A 23,988-nucleotide genomic window follows, 5' to 3' on the forward strand; every position below is an offset into this window, starting at 1 on the left:
GTGCCTAATTGACTACCAACCCTACGATTCTTCTTACAAACCATTATAAACATCCTCCTATTTTTAAACTACTTTGTTTAACAATTTTGATTATAAGTTAAAGGGATATTAGTGTCAAACAATTTTTAGAAAAATCAATAAACACTTAAACTTTTTGCTATACCACATAAATTTCCTTTATAATTGATCATGGAAGCATTTTCTGTTTATTGACACAAGTATGTCTCAACTGTATATTACAAATAAAAACAATGAACAATCTTGCTAAATATATTGTTAAATAACTTTTATAAAAGATGGGGTTTTTAGGATGAGCAGACCAACTGAAGTCGCATATCAATTCATTAGGCAAAAAATTATGGATGGAACTTTCATGCCTTCACAAAAGCTAGTTGAAAGTGAACTCTCCGAGCTGATTGGTGTTAGTAGAAATACGATTAAAAAGGCGTTATTAAAACTAGAGCAGGAAAATCTAGTCAGTTTAGAAGAGAATAAAGGGGCAACGATTAAGTCTTTTACGCTTGATGAGATCATTAATTACCTGGAAATTCGAGAAGTTCTTGAGGGATTAATTGCAAAGTCAGCAGCCTTAAATATTAGCGATGCTAAATTACTTCAATTAGAAGAAACGTTAGAAAAAATGAAGGAACACTTAGACAACAACCGATTCGATGAATACTCTAAATGTAATCATCTTTTTCATAATATCATTTACGAATCATCAACAAACAGTCAGGCAGTAGATATGGTAAATAAAATAAAAACACAATTACAAAGATTGCGATTTAAAACCATTTTGGTTCCAGGGAGAACACAAGAATCTTTTAAAGAACATCAAAAAATACTGAATGCCCTAAAGGAAAAAGACGCAAAATGGGCGGAAGATGCTGTTAAATTCCACGTTTCTAACGTAAGGCAAACAATTGTAGAACATTACTCTTTTTTAGTATAACGTTTAAAAGATGGAGGCAGCCCCCCATCTTTTTTTAGTGGAGTGATGATTGACAGAAAATTTAGAGTGGAGTACACTCATATCAAGATAACATTGTTTAACAACTTTGACTAAAAATACAGTTGAGAGCTTTTCTTACTTATAAACTTTTGAATAACAACAATGGAAATTGGACGTGAGTAGATGATTCTTTATATTGTTGTTTTTTTGTCCATAATTTATCAAACTAGTGTACGGGGAAATACTATTTTAGTAACTTTATATGCCATGAATCTGCACGCAAATTCGACATATTTGAGCCTAATTGTAGCATCAAATTCAATGTTTCCGATGCTTTTTGCTGCCTATGCAGGAAGATTGTCCGACCGAATAGGGCTCCGTCTTCCTCTAGTATCCGGTATGTTTGGCACAGGGATCGCATTGCTATTACCTTACATGTTCAAAAATCAATTATTTATTTTACTAATTTCACAATCTTTATTTGGATTATCTCAAATTTTCACCGTCGTTGCGTTTCAAAATTTGATTGGTGCTCTTAGTACTGAAAAAACACGATCGAAGTATTTTGCAACCTATACTCTTGGTATTTCCATATCAAATTTTTTAGGTCCTTTCATCACTGGATTCTCAATCGATCATATCCACTTTGACCTTACATTTTTGTTACTAGCAAATATTTCAATGATTCCGGGACTTTTCTTTCTTTTAAACACGATTCATTTGCCAAAAGCAGTTCAAAAAGAAGCAGACCAGAAAAATAGTTTTGTTGAACTTCTGCTTAAGCGCTCTTTACGTAAGACCTTCATTACAAGTGGAATCATCTTGACAGGTGTCGGACTATATGAGTTCTATTTCCCAATCTATGGAAAAACACTTGAACTATCTGCTTCCACCATTGGAGTGATTGTAAGTTGTAATGCTCTCGCCTATATTCTTTCACGCTTACTTATGCAGTGGCTGCTTAGGAAGTTTAAGGAAGAAACCGTTCTTGGAGCATGCCTTACTATATCGGCAGTCGCTTTCTTTTTAATTCCATTGTTTGATCAATCTTTGTCCCTGATGGTCATCTCTTTCATTATGGGACTTGGGATGGGGTGCTGTCAGCCATTATCCATTGTTATGGCTTATAATCGTTCGCCCAAAGGACGTACAGGAGAAGTATTGGGGATCCGTCTCACGGTCAATAAAACTGTTCAGTTTTTGGTTCCTATTTTGTTTGGTTCTATCGGATCGGTGCTTGGATTCTTTCCAGTATTCTGGTCGAATGCCGTCTTGTTATTATTTAGCGGTTATTCACTTTTTGAGAAGAAGTTAAATTCACACCAAACTACTAGCTAAACTAAACCCATATTAATTCAGGAAGGCTGAAAAAAGGGATACGCTCACCACTTTTTCAGCCTCTTTTTTTATCTTTCCGTTTTCTAGAAAAAAACAAAATCCACCTATTTATACATTTAGATGGATTCTGAATTCATTTGTTTTTATGGGCTTACATCAGATTCTAGCCGTCTCATAAACTCTTCTGCAGCACTGTATCCTTCCTGCTTTAAAAGCCAGTTATTTGCCGCGGCTTCAATCAACCCCGCAACATCACGTCCAGGTTGCAGCTGAATCTCAATATGAGGAATTCGAACGTCCATATATTCCGTAAATCTAGATTCGTGATCCAATTCATTATGGAGGGAATCTTTTTGCCATTTGGTTAGTTCAATATCGAGTGCGATTCTCGTCTCATCTTGAAAAGCTTTTCTCCCATATAGTCGGACCACATTCAATAGTCCCACACTTCTTAGAGCAAGAAATTCCTTCGTCTTTCCGTCATGTGTAGCAAGAATGGTTCGTGGACTAAGCTTTTTTAAAACAACGATATCATCGGCCACAAGTCTATGACCTCTGCCAATCATTGTGTGTGCAATTTCACTTTTGCCGATACCTGATTTTCCCCGAAGTAAAATGCCCATTCCATATACATTAATACATACCCCGTGGACGGCGATTTCTGGCGCTAATTTTTTCACCATATAAGCATCAAGCTTCATAATAAATTCAGAAGTCGTTTGAGGCTCTAACGTACATAACAACGGGATTCCCTCTTCAAGACAATACTGAGTTAAATACGTTAGACCTTCCTGTCCCGCTGTAACGATAAAGCATGGAGGATGGTATTTAACGATATTACCTATTCGTATCTTACGCTCCTCAATGCTTAACTTATGTAAATAAGTAATTTCCTTTCTTCCAAGAATTTGAACACGTTCAGTTGGAAAAAAATCAAAGTGTCCAACGAATTCTAAACCCGGACGATGAGATCGGGATTGTGTAATGGTTTGTTGTAATTGATTTTCTCCAGCCAATATTTTCAAAGAAAATCTTCGAACTAAGTTTTCAACTGTTAATATCTTCATGTCTATGCCACTCTCCATCCTAAATCACTTCCTTAGTCTTGATTTTATCATCCTTTACATAATGGAATGTGAGATTTTTTAAGAAATCAGCTATAGCAGTTAAACCTATAACAATAGAAAAGGTCAACCAGAAGACTGGTTAACCTAAAATTTAATTGGATACAAGAAATAAAACAAAGATACCCTAGTTTAGAAAAGTATTCTTACTATATTACATAGTTACATAGATGGCCTATTTTCTCCACTTCCACTGATACAACGTCGCCCGACTTCATTGGACAACTGCCAGAAGGTGAACCAGTGGCCAAAACATCACCCGGCTCTAGCGTCATAACCTTTGATACCCAACTGATAAGGTAAGGAATGGATAGAGACATCTGATTCGTATTACCATCTTGTACGACTTTGCCATTTAAAGTTGTTACTATTCGTAAATTGGTTGGGTCAATACCTGTAACAATCCACGGACCCAACGGCCCAAAAGTATCAAATCCTTTACCGCGCGTAAATTGGGGATCAACTTTTGTAAGATCTCTTGCTGTTACATCATTAAAAATGGTACAGCCAAAAACATAATCCAAAGCCTCTTCTTCTTTTATATTTTTACCTCGTTTTCCTATTACGAGTGCCACTTCCCCCTCCATTTCCACCTGCTTGGTTAAATGATTGGACGGAAGAATAATTTCTCCCTTATTTGAAATCAGGGACGATGCAGGTTTTAAAAACAAAAATGGCTCTTTAAGATTTGGTCTCCCCCCAGTCTCTGTTGCATGTCCTGCATAGGTCCATCCAAAATTAATGACTTTTGAGGGTGTTACAGGCTCTAAAATATTTACATCGTTTAATTTAACTCTCGCACCGTCAAATTTCAGCTCATTGTTTACTATTTCAGTAAAATCACTGGACAATTGCAAAATTTCTCCATCTTCCACAATTCCGTAAAATACTTTACCCTTATAATTTCGATAGCGAACGATTGTTTGTGTTCTTTTTAGTACCTTCATTTTCTATTAGCCCCATTTCTAAATGGAATTTAATCTCATCGTGATCCTTCTATTTCTCTTTGGTTGTCTTTACTAACATTCATCATTTGTCTCACAAAGTAATATGTAATTTTGTTCATTGTTATTGTTGAACAATTTGGATTTTATTATAGAATGCGGTTTCACTTATGTCAATGTATATGCAAAAGGGAATACCACTCCGTCATAAAGTCAAATGCAGTGGATGCTAAAAAAATAGGAAGGCTTTAGAAAAGGATCATTCCCTCCCTTAAAAGCCTTCCTACCACTGTTTTTTCTATCACTTTATTATTGTAGCTTTTTGTGTTGCAAAGTCCATATCTTGATAATAACTATTTTTTACTAGGATATTAGGTCCTAGACAGGACACAGCTGGGCAATGACAACTTAATTCTTTTGCAAGGTTAGAGGATTGCCAACTGTCATAGGCCGATATTAAATCGTCTGTTTGAATATTTCCAAGTGGTGGTGTATCACCGAAATCCGTAACTATGATGTCTCCAGTAAAAATGTTCACATTTAAACGAGAACGGCCATCTGGATCGTTTCTTACGGTGACATTCTTACTTTCATAAAGTCTTTTTAGAAGCGCTAGGTCCTCTTCTTTCTTACTGCACGCATAAAATGGCAGTGTCCCAAACAGCATCCAGACATTTTCATACCGAACATCTAATAAATGATGAATAGCCTCCCTTATCTCCCCTAATGAAAGAGTTTCAAGGCTGCTAGCAAAATCACTTGGATACATAGAAAGTAATGAATCTTGCTTCTTATTTGGTGTAGTCATTCCAACAAATCCACTGTCATACATAGGGTGAATCTCATGCCTCATACATCCCATTTCCTCTACTACCTGCTTATGTATCTTTTCTAGATGAGGTACAGTCCTGCTGTTTAACATTGTCTCAGCAGATACTAAAACTCCCATATCAGATAAAGCCTTAGAGTTAGAAATCATCCTGTCAAATAATGCTTTTCTTTGCTCTCTAGTAGGCTTTCTTTCCATCATAGCAAAGCCAGTATCTATAAACTCATCCTCTGTTACCCAGTTATGAGAGATATGTAATACATCTAAATAAGGTGCTATGAGCTTGTATCTGTCTAGGTCTAATGTTAGGTTAGAGTTTATCTGAGTATAGATGCCTCTCTCATTAGCATATTTCAATAAGGGTAATACATAATTTTCTACTGATTTTAAGGACATCATAGGCTCTCCACCTGTAATGCTCATAGTCCTCAAGGTAGAAACCTCATCTAATCTTTGCAGTAATAGCTCTAAAGGTAATGCCTCAGAGTCCTTAGTTACAAGAGTATGTCCTACAGCACAGTGAGCACATCTCATATTACATAGATGAGTGGTAGTAAATTCTATACTTGATAGAGTTGGTTTACCATACTTCTCAACATCTAGATAAGCCTCCCATGCATCATTTTGGGGAGTGCTTTTAGGTTTGGTTACTTGTTTATTCATGTCAATTGCTCCTATCTTATTCATACATCATTATTATGAGAATTTGATTTAACTTATGTCAATGCAAAATACCTTATAAATCCAATGTAATCACTTAAATACAAAAAAAATAGCCTCAAACCATTTACAGGCTTAAGGCTTTTCTAATTAGCTTATCTACATCAGGCTTACCAATCTCAGTAACAATAACCCCTTTATCAGTTACTGTAATATTCTCAGGTTGAGGTTCTCCCAATAACTCAGCAATCTTACTGTAAGGCTTATTCATATCTGTTGTTTTTTGCATCTGTACCCTCTCCTTTTTGTAAATGCCCTCACACCTCTTCATTAGAGGTAGAGCTGCAATCTGTGACAGGCTGAGGCTTACAGACATAAAAAAACAGAGAGCCTTTTATTAAGCTCCCTGCTTTGTAAATTCCTCATATACTTTTTTCCATCTCTGCCCTGTTGCTATCATTCCTACAGTAGACCTCTTAATATTGTATTGCTCAGCTATTTTTTTCTGAGCTATATCCTCAATAAGGTACATCCTTAAAATACTTCTTACCTCATCCTCTGACAGCTTTTGACTGCCAGGCTTTTCTTTCCTCAGCAGTTCTGCATTAACAGCCCTAAACATCATGTAAATAGGTCTGTGTAATCTGCCTCTGACAATCTTTTTAATAGCTGATACTGAAATACCAAACATCTCAGACAATTCCTCAGCAGACATATGAGCTATATGATAAGCTCTCAGGATGTTGTATACATCTGCCTCCCTGACTGAAAGCTCTAGAGCATCCTCTTTTTTCAATCCTATTACATAAGCATGGGTAAGGTTATCTAAATGAGTCAGATACTCTAAGTTGCTGAGACTGTTGTTAGCCTTATTTCCATCCTTATGATTAACTGTCATTCCTAAAGTCATCTGCTCAATATATTTCTTTGGATCAGCCAGTATCATTACAATATGATGCAGGTAAACAGTGTAAGTCTTTTTAGCTTTTATATCCCTTAAAGCAAAGTATCTGTATCCTTGCTTTGTAACAGATTCTTTCCTGTATCCTTTTCCATTTTTCAGCTTAGGTATCTTTACAATGCCTTGCTCTAAGTTGTAGTAACTGCCCTCAAGCTCCATAAGTTCTTTTACAAGCTGTACTCTGTTCTCAATTTCTTTAACTGTTAATCTAATCATTCTTAATCATTCCCCATGTATAATTATTGTTGTTTTAAATGTGACATCATTCTGATATAAAAAAGCAGAGCCATTAACTCAGCTCTGCCTTATTTCTTAACTTTTGGCTGTAGAGAAAAGCTCCCCTTTGGATAAGATCCTCCCTGAATCTTATTAATTTTAAAGCCTGTTTCATATGCTTTTTTAACATCAGGCTTTGGACTGTAATACATGCTGTTTAATTTATAAGTATCAGACTTTTTATAACTTGCCATTACTTTATAACCTCCTGAGCTTTCTTAATGTATTTTCTAATAGTAGGAGCAGAAAAAGCAGACCTTTTAGCAATCTCCTCAGGTGAAACTCCTGCTTGAGCTTTTCCTAACCAAAGAAACATAAGAGACTCAGCCTGAGCCTGTTTAGCCTTATTATTTCTTACTTGATGAGATCTTTGAGCCTTTACCTTTTTCATAGCCTTTTGCTTTTTTTCTTTCTTAAAAATTACAGCATCAATATCAGCCATCATAGAGCAGTAGACATCATATAGCTCATCAGGAATAAGAAAGGATTTATCTTTTTTGTACTGTACTCCTATAACCTCATTTACTCCATTCAGTACTGGATGAGGGTAAAGCTCTATAACATTCCCAGCCTTATCAATGCCCCATTTTGTAGGCTGTTCTAATACTTCTAAGATGTTTAACAGCTTATCTTCTAAGACCAGCTCAATCTGCTCATTATAAGCAGTCTCAAGAGCCTCATACATTTTTTTAGCTTGTTTAGCATCTATATCATCCTCTATCAGAAATCCTCTAACATCTGCTAAAGTTTCCCTTCCTGATAACAGCTTTGTTAGAAAAGAATTATATACACTTATATAATCAATCTGATTTAGTCTTACAAGCTTTGGCATCTCATATACTCTACTGAAATCTCCTGCCTCAGCATCAGCCTTATAGTCAGCCAGTACAGCAGGGAAAGCATCCCCTTTAATAAGTCTGTTAATTAACTTGGGTCTAATGCCAGTCTCATCAGAAATCTTATCAACATTGGTAATACCTTCTGAATAATACATGTGAATTGCTTTATATGCTTTGTTAAAATCCATTCTATTCAGTCTCCTCTCCATTAAAAAAGAGGAGCAATCTGCTCCCCTGCTTATTTGTTGTTATTAAAAAATACTGCTGGAATAACTCCATACACTACAATCATTGAGACAATTACTTGAATAGCTAACATAATTAGCCCTCCTATGTTGGTTTATTGGGTATATTGTCTCCTTTATCAGCCTACTCAGATTGTTACTTAAACCTTGCTTTGAAAGGTTTTAACTCATATGCTACATCTCTATAAATGCCATTCAAACCCATTTCACTTTGTCTAAGGTGAAAGCCTTTATACAAATTATCAGCATGAGTAACAATGCCTTGCTCAACAAGTACACCTTTAGCAATTTGCAAAGCATTGTAAGCCTGAGTTGATAAGGTCTCTAGTAGCTCTACATCAGCCTCATAAGTTTTGATGCTCATATTAAAAGCAATCTCTTTATCTAGCACTCCATAAAAGGGCTTAGCCTCTTTATAAACTGTAATAAACTCCTCAAATAGCTCTGTTAGCTCAGCTTTTTTATTATTTAGAATTGAGTTATTAACAACCTTTTGCAGCTCAACATCTTTCTCAAGCATCTCAGCTCTTACCTGAGCTTTCTTAGCTGTTTGAATATCAGTAGCAGTAGTTACCTCATTTTTTAGCTCTGCAAGCTGAGCCTCTAACTCCTCTACAGCTTTTTGACTTTCTGCTTGAGCAGTATGAATAGCCTCATTAAATGCCTGAATAGCATCAGCTTTTTTAACAAGCTCCTTAACAATAGTAGTAACCTCAGTTTTTAATTGATCCAATTTCATAATAGTAACCTCTCCTTAAATGTTGTTTATTTTTAATTTGCCATTAAATAAATACTCCAGTTCTTCCTCTACAGAGGTAAGTACTAATAGCTCATTAAAATACTTAGATGACTTTGCCTCAATCTCCTCAACCTCAGGAAATTCAGGAGACTTAACTACACCCTTAACAGTCTTTCTAGCATGGCTGTATTCTTCTCCAAACTCCTTTTCAAGCTGTTTCAAAAGTGACTCAATTTCAGCCTTAGTTGCTTTCTTAGGAGCTGTTTTCTCTATGTCTTTACCTTTAGCAAAAGCCTTAACCTCTGACATATTCATAGGCTCTTTAATTCCATTCTCTAGCCTGTTAATCCTTACAGCATTAGCTAAAAGGTCTAAATCAGGATGAGCATTACTGTTATACATGGAGACAAAGACCATTCCCCAGTACATCAGCTCTAGCTTAAAGCTCTCATCTTCTAAACTTGTATCTATAAACCTCTGACTATTTCCCTTAGACTCTCTATCAGCATGATACAGGTAAGGAGACTCTTGGAGCATGATACCTAACTGCCTTGTATCCAATACCTGAGATAGCTTAGAAAGGTTATTCTTAATGTGCCACTTGAGAGACCTGTTTTTTATTTGATTAAAACTCTTTATATCCTCAGCCTTGATTCCAAACATTTCTATGACAAGTTTTCTATCAGCAACTGTACTATCAGGACCAATAGCTTTCTGTATACTGGTTGCTATAAATTGGTCAAACTCCTCCTCAGTCAATGCACTCTGTAATTTATCAGGATCAATCTGCATAGTAGGCTTACTAGCCTCCAACTGCTCCTCATACTCTTTTCTATTCCTTGAGATATAAGTCCTTAAAGTTCTTTCATTAACTCCTGTTAGCTTTTGATACTCTGCCTGACTGACTTGATAGGTCTGCTTTAAATGTGCATAAGCTAAAACATGGCTTAACTCATCATCAGGAGCATTTTCTGTTAAATACTCAGCAATCTTTATCTCTCTATCTGAGCTGTTTTCATCAGCCATATTTTCAAAAAATCTGTTATTCATTCTGTAATAACTCTCCTCTCATAATGTTGGTCAATAAAAAAGAGCAGAGGCTGTATCCCTAACCTCTACTCCCTTTCCCATATATATGTCTGACTGATAAAGCCTAAATAAAGTGGATTTTAGCCATTTCTGAAAAAATTTTTATTAAAATAGGCATTATTTTTTCTTTCCAATAACAAACTCAGCATACAAACTAGCAGGAGGGTATCCCTCTTGTCTGTAAATGATTAAAGGATTAACTTTAAGGATTGTCTCTCTACCTCTTTTAATCCTTGCAAATACAGCCATATCTCCCCAATAAAGACCTGATACCTTTTTAGATACTAGCTTTTCCTCCATATCTAGAGCCTCAGATATATCCTTAACAGTCAAATACTGGTCTTTGGCAGCATCCATCTCATATGGATTAACAGTTAGTAAGTTATGATGATAGTTTACAAAAGGAATAATCCTGTAAATAAAACCAATATCAGCAGGTTTAATTTTATCCTCTGCATACAGCTCCTTTAAGTTGTCCATGAATACTCTAGCAGTCTTTTTAACTGATGCTCTGCTGTTTACATCTTTTCTGAAACAATATTCTTTATTGATAAAAAATGCTTTATACTGCTTACCAAAAAGCTCTACCTTTTCCTCAGTCACTAGCTGTAGCTCAGCAAACTTTTTAAGCAGAGCATTTAATGTATGAGGCTTTTTAATCTTTAATACCTCCATAAGCTCCTTTTTAGTCATAGGTAGCTTTGCATCATTCTCCATTTTCAATATGTTGTCATAACTGATATAAGTTTGCATAACTAGGAAATAGCCCATTTCTTTCATGCTTAACATTTTGTCAGCCTCCTTAACTTTCTCCATCTTTGCAAAATAAAAAGGATGCTTTTCTGATCCTTGAGCATCCCTAAAGGCTTTCTTTCTCTTTTCATTATCAATAATTTCTTGCTGTTCCTTAGTTCTGTAAGAAACAATGTTTTCTAGCATTTCTCCTGTTTCAATATCTACCAATGTTTTTAATTTATTTTCATTCATTTTCTTTTCTCCTCACCCTATAGTAATTTTCATTTGTTTTCAGCTCCTATCTCTCTCACAGCCTGTCTCCCAAAAGGCTATTAAAAGCTAATCACTTTCAGTCACATATATATCTAGCTATTACCTGCCTTTTTAAAGTGAAAAAATAAAAAAATGGGCATAAATCTAAAGTTTTTTTATTGGGGGTATTTTCTTAACATAAAAGAGGTATAAATGTAGTATTTGCGAGGTTTTTTACCTATTTTAGAATCAGGAGACATAAAAAATAGGTGTAAAAAAAGGGCATAAATCTCCTGAATAGGTGTAAAAAAAGGGCATTTTAAAAAAGTGGATTAAGCCTTAGAGCCCCAAGGGATTAAGGGCTATTTTGCAGAGTAGTATCCTTCTTATTCTTTATGAGCTAAAGCTCAGGAGCAAAGCTCCACTACAACATAAATACTTAAAGCTATAACTTTTTAAGGAGCTACAACAATAGTAGACTTATTAGCCTGTTTAGGGCAGTTTGGGCAGGCTTTTATACAATCCTGTTGTAATTCTCTTTTAAAATCCCTCTAGTACATTTCTCTATGTTTAGAGGATGCCTGATAAGGCAGACTCAAGCCCTTTAGGGCTTTTATATACTGTTATAACTGTTTAGTGTTTAAATTTTTGATACATAGAGTCTATTAGTGTTATAGTTTCTGATACTAATCATTTACAGCTTATACCTCTCTATTTACTGTATATATACTGTTTAGTATCAGTTTCTGATACAGGTAGCCTTTAATTGTTCCAGTTGAGATGGCTAAATAAGTGAGAGGGTAGTAAAATGCTCTCTCATTCAGTCTCCTTACAGTGTTGGTTTATTGGGGTTACAGAATGGATGTTAGAGGCTTAAAGGGCTATACAGAGCCTTTGCCTCTACATTCTCTGTTATAAACTCATAAGGCTTGAATACTGATGTCTAATCATTCTTAATTGTTATCTGAATTAATCTCTAATTTGCAGTCTATAGAGGAGGTAAAGTCTCCCCTGTAGGCTGTTATTTTTTTTGTCTAAAAGTGTTTATAGTAATATGATTGAAATAAAGGTAATATATGTATATTAGGACATGCTTATTAGGAGGCTATGATGAATAAAACAGCTAAATTTGCTATGATGCTTTGTTTTGCAGGAACTCTATCATTATCTTTAGGATTTTTAAGCCAGAATAATTTAACAAAAGCAGAGACTGTCTCACAGCAAAATGTACAAATTAATAAAGACCAAAAATTAGTCATATCAGCAGAAGAACAAACCATTGTAGAAAGTATGGAAAAAGCAATACCATCACATGATAATAGTTTGAAATATTTTCAAAGGCAGGATGGTACAGGTTTCTACTTTCAAAAGGCTGTAAATTAATTTAGTAAATAATCAGAAGGGAGAGGCTGTCTATGCCTCTTCTTTTTTTAGTAATGAGACTGTATTGAGCCTGATAATATAGGTCACAGTTATTACTACATAATGATATATTTTGTCTGTTGAGACTGAGATAGCTAAGAGTACAAGAAACCTCCCTCATCCATACCTCCTCCCTCAGAAAATATCTGTGTAGGAAGGCACTGCTAAAAAATGTAACACAATGTACTTATGTAACCTCACAAATGTTGATATAGAAGGGTTTGTCTGCTATTATAATCTCAGATACATAAAAAAGTAACATATTGAGGAGGCTTTGTTACATTGAATACAGCTCAACCAATAACAGATACTAAACAGCTTAAAGAGCTGATGGATGTATATAAGAAGGGATCAAAGCAGTATTTACTCCTTGCCTATGCACTCAATACTGGACTAAGGATTAGTGACATCCTGAGAGCTAATGTACAGGATAGCTTAAAGGGAGTATGGAAAGATAGAGAGGAAAAGACCAACAAAGAAAAGATAATACAGCTTAACCCAAAGCTACAGCTACTGATTAGAGACTTTGTAGAGGCTAACAATCTACAGGAGGGGGATTACCTTTTCTACAGTAATAAGGATAGGGGTAAGCCAATAAGCAGGGTACAGGCTCATAGAATTGTAGCCCATGCAGGGGATATGATAGGGATAACATTGTCATGCCACAGCCTTAGAAAGACCTTTGGCTACATGGCATATAAGCAGGATGTAGACTTAGCTCTGCTCCAATACATCTTTAACCATAGCTCTCAGGCTGTTACCCTCAGATACATTGGAGTTACACAGGATGAGGCTAACAGGGTAACTACTGGATTAAGCATTGGTATTTAATATGGATTAGTTACAGTCAGGCAATAGCAGTTAAGCTATTGTCTTTTTTATTAGTTTGTATATGTGCAGCTAAGCTGTTAGAAAGACTGTGAGAGGCTTATACCCAGTACATGGGGGGAGCATACCCTGCTGAGGCTGGAACAAGCTACAAAAACAAATCCATTCCTGTTTTCAGGAATCAGGCAGGTAGCTCTAGCTGTATCCATCCTGTAACCATGCAGTACAATTTAGGGGGGGTACTCTTGGAAAAGGGGGTACTTTTAAAATGACTATTTATAAAAAAATTTTGCTGTGCCTAATTTGTAAATCCAGTAGGAGGCATAATTAAAATTAAGGATAATTTACCAATGGCTAATGTTTTATTTTCTGTTAGAATTTGCTCAAAGACAAGATGACTTCTTGGAGAAAGCAGGTATAACTATGTGGCTTGATGTTATTGAAATTGCTGTATTTATTCTTATTTTAGGATTACTGATACTTCCTTTTAAATTTTTTAAAATTAGTGATAAGAAGAAAAAAATTGTGTATTTATGCCTAGTTGTACTTTTAGGCTTTGTTTATTTCACAGACAAGAATGAAAATGTTAATCACAAATTACCTATTTTTATGGGATTGTATCTAGCTGCAATTGGATTAGTAAGGAAACAAAAAAAATAAAAGAATTTAAGCATAATAGTCATTTGCCAATATGGAGGTAAACTGTTTTATGAAACTAAAAGACATTATTGAGACAATCTTATTTAGGTTTGGAATAAATCCTAATAAGGGAGGTTGGACAACATATTATCCAGTGAAAATTATTCCTGAATATACAGTTGACTTGGAGAAAGGTCAAGTTACAGGAAAGATAATACATAATCAGAAGGAGTATATGACTGTTATTGTTGATGTTCCTAATAATAAAACAAAGGTAATAAGAAAACTAAGAGGGCTTGCTAAAATAATTAAGCCTCATAAAAAGCATCATTATATTAACATTATTAAAGATGAGGCTGAATATTTTATTGAAAATCAAATAACTGATCCAAAAAGTCAATTTATTATCCCATTGGACTGATTTTACTGAAATTCTTGCTGTTATATTCTTATAACTTCCTAAGGTCAGTTAAATAAGTTAAACATGAAAAAGGAGCTTTTCAGCCCCCATCACTCTTTATTTTTTGTTGTCTCTCCAATCCAAAGTAGTCAATAACTTATCTTTAGACAACTGGATTACTTTCTTCTCATTTAGAATATCTTGAGTTTCCTTGTTGTAGATATTAATGACATCAATAGCAATAAATACTTGTTTTGACATTGAGTTATAGAATTTGATTATTTCCTCTATTGCCTCTTTCTCAATGTTTTTAAATAAGAAAGAGTCATGTATTATAAATGGGATATTAGTCAGAGTAGAAATAGCTAAATCAAAAATGATTAGATTTGTATAGGCTTTTCCAGTCCCTGTATTCTCAAAAAAGTTATACTCATAATTACTGTAGGTTAAATCTAATTCAGGTGCAGTTCTTTTATCCTCATGAATAAGATCATTTATCTCTTTTAACTTATCATTTATTTTCTTTCTTATGTCTTTAACTATTTCTTCCTTTATTCCAGCAAGTTCTGCTGTTTTAGATGTAATATCTGATTTTAAAACTAGCAATTTTGTATAATACTCATTTTCCAATTGTAAATTCTTTAACCTAGAAGAAAATTCAATTAGATTATCTATAAATAAATTAAGCTCCTCATTAGGATTGAGTAGTTGCTCTAATTTTTGGTTTATTAAATTGATTTCATTATCTAAGTTTTGAATTTTATCCACTAATTCTTTTCTTGCATTTTTCAATTCATCACTAAGAATTGAGCTAATCCCTTTATGAAACAACTCTATATTTCTAAGTTTTTCAAGATTAACATTTGGGAAAAATTCTAAAAGACTTTCAAATCCAGCATCAGCAGGTTTATTTACTGTCCTTATCCTATTTAACCTAGATTGGTAATATTCTTTCTCCTCTAATAGCTCTTTTTTCTTTTTTCTATGCTGAATTAATTCATCAGATACTATATCTTTAATATTGATTGAGGGACTATATGCACTTTTCCCTAACTTTTCAATTTCAGTATTTAGGTTCTGAATTTCTTTTACATTCTTCTCATATTTACTTTTATTGATTTTTGGGATTAATTTCAGCTTTCCACCTTTATTTAAAACTTTCTTTGAGTCATCTAATTTCTTAAGGTCTTTATCTTGTTGTGCTATTGTCTCAAATTTATTAAAAAGTTTTATTAAATTGGCTACAGTGACACTATTTTTTTCAGAAGGATGATTATGGAGAGGCTTTTTAACATTGTAATTGTTTTTACCCCAAACTCTAGAGAAAGTGCTGACTGCAGCTCTAAAATTTAATTGTGGGTAATTTAGCTCATAGTGATTTTTTAACCCCTCTGTGAAATCACTAAGAGTTAAAGCATCTAGCTTTTCCAAATTATTGTTACTTCTATAAACAAGACTTGGCTCTTCTGTACCTCTAATAAAATGATAATTATAATCTTTAAACTCAAAAGTGAACCAAAAATCATGATTGCCTAATTTTGTAACAACATCACTATTATGTGTAAGGTATGTATTTCCACCAAAAATAAAATCTATAATCATAAGTAAGGTTGATTTACCAATTGAGTTTGAACCATTATTATCACCTAAAACAACATTCAATCCTTCATGAAATTTTATGCTTTCCTCTTGAAATATTACACTCCTAATCTCTGTTAACATATGTGACTACTCCTTTATCAAAATCCACTTTAATTGTATCCAATAGGAATAATACATCCAGTGAGTAAATAAATTCATCTATTTCTCCAAAGTGATCTTGTGTACTAAAATATAGCTCCTTTAAAGGCATTTCTTCTTTTATTATGTAATCAAGTATAATGGTCATTTTTCCAATTATAGACTCACTAAAGCTAATAACCTTATTTGGTACTAACATTAAAACACCTCACAATTCTGAATAAAAAAGGAAATTATTATGCTACATGCTCCTAAGGAGCTATTTTCAGTTTTCTTGGATAACCATTCTGTAAGTTGTGCATATATAACTTCTTGAGAAGATTCTTTTCTACTTAAACTGTCATGAAAAGATTTAACTTGTGAGGAAATTGCATTAAATGATTTTGGGTACTGGCTATCTAGTTGGGCAAATTGCTCCTTGATATATAAGTAGTATTCAATTATTTCATTTCTAATCCTACTTTTAGTTATTCTTGATAAAGTCTCATCTGCTTTTTCATCTAGTTTTAAGGCTGACATGTTTAGAGTTTTAATAGCACCCTCATTAAATTCTTCTACTAACTTAGCTATAACCTCTTTTATCTCAGTTTCAATTTGGTAATCTATGTATTTTGCTCTTGTCTGATTTTTAATCAATATATTTTTCTTAATACTAAATAACTTTCTATACTCCTCAACAGTTCTAGGATTATCAAATTTTGTATGGCAATCTACACATAAGGCAATATAATTCTGCAAATTATTAACATCCTCATGCAATCTCTCTTCATCCTTTAATAACTCTTTTTCTTCTTCTGTTGGATTTAAAGGATAAATATGAGCACCCTCATATAGCTTTTCATTCTTACCATTTTTTTCATACATAAGAGGCTTAGAACATAATGGACACATATTTTCAACTTCAGCTAGAAGAATAGCATTTTGATTAGGAGTTAGTTTTTTTCTTTTAGGCTCTTCATTTTCAGTTGAATTTTTCTTTTTAGGTTTCATTTATATTTACACCACCTTTGAAACTACAAACTTATATATGATTCGACAAAATAGGTATAAATCCTCTTTTCTACATAAATTTTCCTAAACTATAAAAAAAGAGAGCATCAGCTCTCCTCTCCCTTGTAAACTATTCTTATTTCAAAAGACTTAGGCTTACCATCTCTATCTGACTGCTCTTTCCAGTAGTAGACCTTATCAATAACATCATGTAACAGCTTGTTAGCCTTAGTAGGGTTAGCATCAGTATCCATAGACAATAACATTTCTATCTTAGCCTTAGCTTTCTTATGTTTGTCTACCACAGACTTAGCATCAGCTCCCTCTAATCCCTGTAGCTCCTTATTTATCTGTAGTTGTTGCTCTTTAATGTTCTTAATCTCCTCTGATGCCTCTTCAGCCTCATAAATACCTGCCTTAAAGCCATCTTGCACTCTTTTCTTTTGCTCCTCTAGCTTGTTATATTGGAGGGTTAGCTCCTGTTGTTTCTTAGCTACTGAGCTTAAAAAAGATGTATCTCCTGCTATAATAGCCTCTATCTTTTCATCTAGGTCTGTTAGATGCCCTTTGAGCTTAGAAAAGATAACCTCCTCAACTCTAGATGCCTTTGTAGCATTGTTTTTACATCTCTCTCCTGTAAACTCCTGCTTCGCTCTCTGAGACATAGAGGAGTAACAGTTAAGGAGGTATAGCTCTCTCTGAGACTTATCTAGAGTCTTTCTAGATGACCTGCTTACATATTTATTGCAAAAGGATAATGTTTGCCCACAGCTTGGGCATACAAGCAATTTAGATAATGTATATATTCCTCTTTGAGACTTCTGAGGTACTGCCCTTTTCTTAGCTCTAATCTCCTGAGCCTTATTGTAAGTATCTGCATCTACTAGAGCAGGATGAGCCTCCTCTACAGTTATTGCATCCTCTCCCTGTAGCTCATAATGTACAATCCCTCTGTAAGCTACATTAGACAATATGAGGGAGGTAGCTCTAGGAGTAAAGTTTTTGCCTGACCTTGTTTTAATGCCTCTCAAAGTTAACTGCTCACATATCTCAGCCTGATTTAATCCCTGATTAACATACATATCAAATATATCCTCTACAATCTTAGCCTCAGTAGGATGAGGGAGGAGATGCTTTGCCTCATCTTTTGTATAGCCATAAGGAGCAATCCCAAAATAAACTCCCTTTTGAATAGCCTGTATTCTACCTCTCCTTAGCTTTCTCTTAGTCATTCTCATGAAATGGTTATCCATCTCTGACTGAATACCTGTTACAAAGACATCCTCATCATTCATAAAGTTATAGGTCTTGTTTAAAGTGTAAAACTGTAGAGCCTCAGCTTTCATAAACCTTACAAAGAGCCCAAAATCAGTTCTATCTCTTGTTATCCTATCTTGGTCTGTACAAAGCACTCCATCATAAATATTTCTTTTTAGATCCATGAGCATCCTCTGAAACTCAGGTCTATTCCAATCCTCTGAGCTACCTTCCTCAGCAAACACCTCATACTCCATGTTATTCTTGTCTGCATAGTCAGTAAGTAGCTCAAGCTGCCTGTCAATCTCAATAGCATCAGCATCTTTTAGCCTTGACTTTCTGACATAAATAGCTACTAGCTTTTTTTGACCTGTTGCCATCTCCTTAACTCCTTCCCTGATATTTGTCTAAAGCCTATTATATCAGGTATTTAGATGGTTGCAATATTTATAACATAGGATACATAGGATGGACCTCATGCCGTTGACATAACATCTCTTCAACAATTTGCCGGTGAATTTTCTCTAAGTGCGGAAGAGTCCGCTTGTTTAACATGGTTTCTGCTGATACCATGATTCCCGCTTTCACAAGTTCACGGCTGTTTTCTATCATTCTCGTAAAATAGGCTTCTCGTTGTTTGAAATCGGGCTTTCTCTCCATCCTTGCAAAACCGCCCTGAGCAAAATCATCCACTGTGCCCCAGTTATGCGAAATATGTAAAACATCTAAATAAGGGACAATGAGCTCATAACGTCCTAAATCAAGGGTTAAGTTGGAATTAATTTGTGTTCGGACACCACGCTCATGAGCGTACTTTAATACTGGTACAACATAATTTTTTACCGAGGATAAGGAGAGCATCGGTTCCCCGCCAGTAATACTTAATGAACGCAATGACGGAATTTCATCCAATCTTTTTAATAACAGATCAAGCGGCAGTGCGTCTGGGTCTTTTGACTGTAATGTATAGCCAACTGCACAGTGTTCACAGCGCATATTACATAGGGTTGTCGTGGTGAATTCAATATTCGAAAGCAGCGGCTTCCCATACTCCTCAATGTCTAAATAAGCTTCCCATGGATCATATTTTGGGGTGATTTGTTTTCTAGTCAACATTTGAACTCCTTAAAAATCAGTCTTCAAAACCTTTTTATTATAGCTGATTTCTAGAATAATGGGGTGTTTTAAGTGTTAACAAATTTTATGTTGCAGCAAATGTGTCTATTCAAGGAAAATTCGCCAAAAATATACATATCCTGACTCCTTTCGTTTACAATATACAGATAATATTAAACGTTAGAATGGTGGTAATTTACATGGAAATGCAGCCTTTAAGTGAAGCGGAAAAGCTCGCTTTAAAAAAGATTAAAATATTCCGCCAAAGCATCCTTCGCTACCTATTACGGGCAATGCTTGCGAGTATGTTTATCGGCTTTGGCGTTATTGTTGCCTTTAAGACAGGAAACTTTTTCTATCTAAAAGATTCCCCGTTTGCCTATCCTATGGCAGCTCTTACCTTTGGAGCAGCTATTATTTTAATAGCATATGGAGGCGGTGATTTATTTACGGGTAATACATTTTATTACACCTATGCAGCACTTCGTAAGAAAATGGCTTGGGTGGATGTCATCAAACTATGGATTTGTAGTTACTTTGGTAATATCTTGGGAGCTGCGGTATTTGCCTTTATTATTTTTACTACCGGACTTTATGCAGATTCATCTGTGAACGGCTTTTTACTTCATGTCGTGGAAGTAAAAATGCAAGTTCCGACAACTCAATTATTTTTTAGAGCGATTCTTTGTAACTGGCTCGTATGTATGGCCTTTTTCCTTCCAATGGGATTAAAAGGAGATGGTCCAAAAATGTTTGCAATGATGTTGTTTGTATTCTGTTTCTTTATTTCTGGATATGAGCACAGTATTGCTAATATGTGTACGTTCGCTATTGCTTTGGTATTAAATCATCCAGGCACAATTTCTTGGGCAGGGGTTGTACATAATTTAGTTCCGGTCACGATTGGTAATTTAATTGGCGGTGCTGTGTTTATGGCGATGATGTACTATTATGCAAATAAGCCATTTTTAGCTGAGTATGATAAGGAGCAGGGGCATTAATTAAGTCATGGTCCCTGTTCTACCTTTCGACAAATTTCCAAGGAAATATTCACAAGATCAGAGAGATTACGACAATTAGAAAAGCGGAAGCGCCTTGACCAGGCCCTGGAGCTGGACCATTCTCAAAGCGAAATTTATATAACTATTTAGAAAGGGCTGGAAATTTTCCAGCCTTATCTTACTTACTTAAAAAATAAAGATATGCCTTGATCATAAAGTAGCTGACTTCTTCAGGCAGTAGTTCCTTAATCGGTTTTAAGCGGCTCCTTCCTGCTTCTGCTACCGCCTGCTCTAGTAATGGCAGATACTCCTCGGGAATGAGAGCGGTAAAGTTAACCTCCATCCCCTGCTGTGCGCATTGGATGATATGTTCCTCAACCGTTTTGAGAGATAAATCCCGCTTTTCAGCAATTTCATTGAGAGAGAGATTCTCTTTATACAAGGTATATGTTTCTAAATGTGAGTCACGAACGACCTTTTTGGTCGTTTTTTTCGGTGCATTGGATGCTGGTACTTCTTCACTTTGATATTCTGGATTCTCCTCAAGAAACACACGAATAGCTTGAATAAACTCCAGTCCATATTTTTGCAGCTTGTGTTCTCCAACTCCGCTTACCTGTAAAAATTCCTCACTAGTTTTCGGCTGTTTGGCACACATATCTTTAAGTGCAGCATCCGAGAAAATTACAAATGGCGGGACATTTTCCGATTCGGCAATTTGTTTACGTACTTCTCTCAAGCTTTCGAATAATGGATCATTTTTCGACACTTGTTTAACCTGTACCGCTTCTCTTCGATACACATGCTGCTTGCCCAGGAGGACCTCCTTGCCTTTTGGCGCGACAAAGATGGTTGGAAATTGCCCTTGTTCAATCGCAATTAATTCTTGTGAGATTAGGAATTCAATAAATTCGCCTACTTCTTTTGCACCCTGATTCTTCATGATTCCATAAGTGGTCAGCTTATCAAAGCCCATCTCTGAGACTTTTTTGTTTTTTGATCCCGTTAGCACTTGGGCAGTTAGATTTTTCCCAAAGCGCTGGCCCATTCGAATCACACAAGACATCACCATCTGTGCCTCTTTCGTTACATCCACCTTGCTTCTTGAATCTAAGCAGTTTCCACATCTCCCACAGCTTTCTGTTTCTGTTTCACCAAAATATCTTAAAATAAATTCCTGAAGACAGTTTTCCGTGTGGCAGTAATCCGCCATTTGCTGCAGCTTTTCTAACTCTTGCGTTATCCTGCCGCGATCACTCGATTGATCGATAAGAAAACGCTGAACTTGGACATCCTGAGGAGAATAAAGCAAAATACATTCACTATCTAACCCATCCCGGCCTGCACGTCCTGCTTCCTGATAATAGCTCTCCATATTTTTGGGCATCTGAAAATGAACGACATAGCGGATATTGGATTTATCAATACCCATTCCAAATGCAGAGGTGGCAACCATCACAGAAGCTTTATCCTCTAAAAATCGTTCCTGTTCTCGAGCACGGTCTGCATCCCCCATCCCGGCATGATAGCGGGCAGCATTGATTTGTTCCTTACGCAGTCTTTCATATAGCTGATCAACATTTTTCCTTGTAGCCGCATAAATAATTCCGGCTTCTTGTTGATTCTTTTTTAGATAATCAAGGAGAAACTTAAGACGGTCCTGCCCCTTAATAACAGAAAAAGATAAGTTTACCCGTTCAAATCCGGTGATAATTGTATTCGCTTGATCAATTTCGAGAGAATAACAAATATCTTCCCGAACCCTTGGTGTCGCGGTTGCTGTAAGGGCGAGTACTACCGGTTTTTGTGGCAGATTATTAACCATCTGCTGGATATGACGGTAGCTTGGGCGGAAGTCGTGTCCCCATTGAGAGATACAGTGGGCTTCATCCACTGCAACTAATGGTATGTCCATCTGCCTTAAGTCCTCAATAAAATCATAGGACTCTAATCTTTCCGGCGCTATGTACAATAGCTTGTATTTCCCTGCTTTCGCTTCGTTTATTCTCCTATTAGCTTCTGAAAAATTTAACGAGCTATTAATAAATGTGGCAGGGATTCCTGCTTGGATGAGGGTATCGACTTGATCCTTCATTAAGGAAATCAATGGGGAAATAACGATTGTGGTACCTGAAAGGACGAGGGCTGGAATTTGATAGCAAATCGATTTACCGCCGCCTGTCGGCATGACACAAATGGTATTCTGACCTGTTAGTACCGACCGGATTGCCTGCTCCTGCCCGTTTCGGAAGGAACTGTAACCGAAGTGTGTTTTTAGTAGGGAAAGTGCTTGTTCAAACAAAATGGTATCTCCTTTCAATTTTAGGAACTGTCTATATTATACTGCTTTCGGAGCGGCTACTGTTCTATTAATAAAAAAAACTGAGAGAGAAAATTCTTATGCCTAGAGTACTTTCCGCTTATCCGAGAGCAACCTTTTTTAATCCGAGAGTATTCTTAACCATAAAAAGAAAGACTATCGCTCCCTCCGATAGCCTTTCTCTTGTTTATATGAAGATACTATTTAAAACTTCTGCTTTATGCTCACCTTTTTTAGGAGGAGGAGCAATCACCGGGAGCTCTAAATCGCTGTGCATTTTAACCTGATAATCTCCCCAGGACGATGCAAAAATAAGTTCTTTTTCTTTAAAATACGGATTTTTGCTCAGTTCCCCCACCTCGAGAACTGGTGCCATACAACAATCTACGGCCTGAGCAAATTCACTCCATTCGAAAAAGGTCTTAGTTTTAAAAAGGTTGATGAGCTCTTGGTAGACTGGGTTAGATGCTTCTGTTCTGGAAAAATGAGCTCCTATCCAATCCTCGCGTCCATGGGCCTGGCAAAAACTCTTCCAAAATTTTGGCTCTAAGGCCCCTAAGCTCATGTAACGCTGATCCTTCGTTTCGTAAATCGCATACGAAATAATACTGCCGTTCAAAACGTTTATACCGCTTCCTTCACCTGTTTCTTTTTCTACCAAGACATGATTTCCCAAAAGTGATACCAGTTGATCAGTAATGGAAATAGAATGATAGCTTCCCTTTCCTGTCAACAGTCTTGAAACAAGCCCTGCTAAAATCCGCTCATTGGCGGCAAACCCGCCCAAATAATCGGCAAGAGTGATCGAGGGATGGATGGGTCTTCCCTGTTGATCTTTAAGCTGGGCAAGGACCCCACTTAGAGCCATATAATTAATGTCATGATTTCCTAGTTTACTTAACGGGCCATTTTGACCGTAACCAGAAATAGAACAGTAAATGATATCAGGCTTCACCTGTTGAACCGCGGTATATCCCAGACCTAGTTTTTCCATTACCCCGGGCCTGAAGCTTTCAATCACAACATCAGCATGGGCAATCAACCTTAGCGCAGTCTCCAGGCCAGCTTTTTCCTTCAGATTTAGTGCAATACTCTTCTTTTGTCTGTTATTCGCTAGAAAAACAAGGCCAGTATTATCCTTTAATACGCCTGTGTTCCGGGCTGGATCTCCTTCCGGTGACTCTACTTTGATAATTTCTGCCCCTAATTCCGCAAGTCTAAGAGTTGCGAATGGTCCCGGAAGATAGTTGGTAAAATCAATCACCTTTATTCCTTTTAACATAGACAAAACC

General features: G+C 35.9%; 23 protein-coding genes and 1 pseudogene. 7 read left to right on the plus strand and 17 right to left on the minus strand.

Annotation, left to right across the window (positions count from 1 at the left end; translation table 11 throughout):
* Positions 1–310: 310 nt before the first annotated feature.
* Positions 311–952 carry a GntR family transcriptional regulator gene (locus COD92_RS09700; RefSeq protein WP_098996212.1) on the plus strand — a complete coding sequence of 214 codons (642 nt, stop codon included), beginning with the start codon at positions 311–313 and terminating at the stop codon, positions 950–952.
* A 183-nt stretch (positions 953–1,135) separates the two neighbouring features.
* Positions 1,136–2,290, plus strand: coding sequence for an MFS transporter (locus COD92_RS09705; protein ID WP_098996213.1), 1,155 nt, complete (start codon positions 1,136–1,138; stop codon positions 2,288–2,290).
* A gap of 143 nt (positions 2,291–2,433) precedes the next feature.
* Here the strand turns inward: COD92_RS09705 and hprK are convergent, their stop codons facing one another.
* The 10 genes from hprK to COD92_RS09745 all read right to left on the minus strand — a co-directional run bounded on the left by hprK (position 2,434) and on the right by COD92_RS09745 (position 10,983).
* The gene (gene hprK / locus COD92_RS09710) at positions 2,434–3,357 is read right to left on the minus strand and encodes an HPr(Ser) kinase/phosphatase (protein ID WP_098996278.1); all 924 of its coding nucleotides are present in this window, start codon (positions 3,355–3,357) and stop codon (positions 2,434–2,436) included.
* A gap of 206 nt (positions 3,358–3,563) precedes the next feature.
* The gene (locus tag COD92_RS09715; protein WP_098996214.1) at positions 3,564–4,361 is read right to left on the minus strand and encodes a fumarylacetoacetate hydrolase family protein; all 798 of its coding nucleotides are present in this window, start codon (positions 4,359–4,361) and stop codon (positions 3,564–3,566) included.
* A gap of 298 nt (positions 4,362–4,659) precedes the next feature.
* Entirely contained in the window at positions 4,660–5,850 is a 1,191-nt protein-coding gene (gene yfkAB, locus COD92_RS09720) for a radical SAM/CxCxxxxC motif protein YfkAB (RefSeq protein ID WP_098996215.1), read from the minus strand.
* A 124-nt stretch (positions 5,851–5,974) separates the two neighbouring features.
* Positions 5,975–6,136, minus strand: coding sequence for a hypothetical protein (locus tag COD92_RS31885; RefSeq protein ID WP_176550418.1), 162 nt, complete (start codon positions 6,134–6,136; stop codon positions 5,975–5,977).
* A gap of 108 nt (positions 6,137–6,244) precedes the next feature.
* Positions 6,245–7,024 carry an HNH endonuclease gene (locus tag COD92_RS09725; protein ID WP_255295267.1) on the minus strand — a complete coding sequence of 260 codons (780 nt, stop codon included), beginning with the start codon at positions 7,022–7,024 and terminating at the stop codon, positions 6,245–6,247.
* An 89-nt stretch (positions 7,025–7,113) separates the two neighbouring features.
* A complete protein-coding gene (locus COD92_RS31890; RefSeq protein ID WP_176550419.1) occupies positions 7,114–7,278 on the minus strand; it encodes a hypothetical protein in 165 nt (54 codons plus the stop codon).
* Positions 7,278–8,111: a hypothetical protein gene (locus COD92_RS09730; RefSeq protein WP_098996216.1), complete on the minus strand. Its 834-nt coding sequence runs from the start codon at positions 8,109–8,111 to the stop codon at positions 7,278–7,280. Before COD92_RS09730 ends, COD92_RS31890 begins: the two co-directional genes overlap by 1 nt.
* A gap of 193 nt (positions 8,112–8,304) precedes the next feature.
* The gene (locus tag COD92_RS09735) at positions 8,305–8,907 is read right to left on the minus strand and encodes a hypothetical protein (RefSeq protein WP_098996217.1); all 603 of its coding nucleotides are present in this window, start codon (positions 8,905–8,907) and stop codon (positions 8,305–8,307) included.
* 15 nt (positions 8,908–8,922) lie between these two features.
* Complete coding sequence (locus COD92_RS09740; RefSeq protein ID WP_098996218.1) at positions 8,923–9,957, minus strand: hypothetical protein; 1,035 nt, start codon at positions 9,955–9,957, stop codon at positions 8,923–8,925.
* A gap of 156 nt (positions 9,958–10,113) precedes the next feature.
* Positions 10,114–10,983: a hypothetical protein gene (locus tag COD92_RS09745; RefSeq protein ID WP_098996219.1), complete on the minus strand. Its 870-nt coding sequence runs from the start codon at positions 10,981–10,983 to the stop codon at positions 10,114–10,116.
* A 1,110-nt stretch (positions 10,984–12,093) separates the two neighbouring features.
* On the opposite strand from COD92_RS09745, the gene COD92_RS09750 reads away from it, so the two are divergent.
* The 4 genes from COD92_RS09750 to COD92_RS09765 all read left to right on the plus strand — a co-directional run bounded on the left by COD92_RS09750 (position 12,094) and on the right by COD92_RS09765 (position 14,293).
* Positions 12,094–12,366, plus strand: a complete 273-nt coding sequence (locus tag COD92_RS09750) for a hypothetical protein (protein WP_098996220.1) — start codon at positions 12,094–12,096, stop codon at positions 12,364–12,366.
* Positions 12,367–12,687: 321 nt separating this feature from the next.
* Positions 12,688–13,236: a tyrosine-type recombinase/integrase gene (locus COD92_RS09755; RefSeq protein ID WP_098996221.1), complete on the plus strand. Its 549-nt coding sequence runs from the start codon at positions 12,688–12,690 to the stop codon at positions 13,234–13,236.
* A gap of 420 nt (positions 13,237–13,656) precedes the next feature.
* Positions 13,657–13,893, plus strand: a complete 237-nt coding sequence (locus COD92_RS09760) for a hypothetical protein (RefSeq protein WP_141561090.1) — start codon at positions 13,657–13,659, stop codon at positions 13,891–13,893.
* A 49-nt stretch (positions 13,894–13,942) separates the two neighbouring features.
* Positions 13,943–14,293 (plus strand): hypothetical protein, encoded by a 351-nt coding sequence (locus COD92_RS09765; RefSeq protein ID WP_098996223.1) that lies wholly within the window; start codon positions 13,943–13,945, stop codon positions 14,291–14,293.
* 96 nt (positions 14,294–14,389) lie between these two features.
* On the opposite strand, the gene COD92_RS09770 is transcribed toward COD92_RS09765, so the two are convergent.
* The 5 genes and pseudogenes from COD92_RS09770 to yfkAB (COD92_RS09790) all read right to left on the minus strand — a co-directional run.
* Positions 14,390–15,994, minus strand: a complete 1,605-nt coding sequence (locus COD92_RS09770) for a DUF2326 domain-containing protein (RefSeq protein WP_098996224.1) — start codon at positions 15,992–15,994, stop codon at positions 14,390–14,392.
* Positions 15,978–16,211 (minus strand): ABC-three component system middle component 7, encoded by a 234-nt coding sequence (locus COD92_RS09775; RefSeq protein WP_098996225.1) that lies wholly within the window; start codon positions 16,209–16,211, stop codon positions 15,978–15,980. Before COD92_RS09775 ends, COD92_RS09770 begins: the two co-directional genes overlap by 17 nt.
* Positions 16,211–17,002 (minus strand): ABC-three component system protein, encoded by a 792-nt coding sequence (locus COD92_RS09780; protein WP_098996226.1) that lies wholly within the window; start codon positions 17,000–17,002, stop codon positions 16,211–16,213. Before COD92_RS09780 ends, COD92_RS09775 begins: the two co-directional genes overlap by 1 nt.
* 107 nt (positions 17,003–17,109) lie before the next feature.
* Positions 17,110–18,639 (minus strand): recombinase family protein, encoded by a 1,530-nt coding sequence (locus tag COD92_RS09785; RefSeq protein WP_098996227.1) that lies wholly within the window; start codon positions 18,637–18,639, stop codon positions 17,110–17,112.
* A 76-nt stretch (positions 18,640–18,715) separates the two neighbouring features.
* Positions 18,716–19,375: pseudogene (gene yfkAB / locus COD92_RS09790) on the minus strand (radical SAM/CxCxxxxC motif protein YfkAB); the annotation flags it as partial.
* 200 nt (positions 19,376–19,575) lie between these two features.
* Here yfkAB (COD92_RS09790) and COD92_RS09795 point away from each other — a divergent pair.
* Complete coding sequence (locus tag COD92_RS09795; RefSeq protein ID WP_098527334.1) at positions 19,576–20,376, plus strand: formate/nitrite transporter family protein; 801 nt, start codon at positions 19,576–19,578, stop codon at positions 20,374–20,376.
* Positions 20,377–20,554: 178 nt separating this feature from the next.
* Here COD92_RS09795 and recQ read toward each other — a convergent pair whose 3' ends face one another.
* Both recQ and COD92_RS09805 read right to left on the minus strand, forming a co-directional pair.
* Positions 20,555–22,678, minus strand: coding sequence for a DNA helicase RecQ (gene recQ / locus COD92_RS09800; protein ID WP_098527335.1), 2,124 nt, complete (start codon positions 22,676–22,678; stop codon positions 20,555–20,557).
* Between the two features lie 205 nt (positions 22,679–22,883).
* A complete protein-coding gene (locus COD92_RS09805) occupies positions 22,884–23,978 on the minus strand; it encodes a CaiB/BaiF CoA transferase family protein (protein ID WP_098996228.1) in 1,095 nt (364 codons plus the stop codon).
* Positions 23,979–23,988: the final 10 nt, after the last annotated feature.

It is taken from the genome of Bacillus sp. AFS037270, from assembly GCF_002585305.1.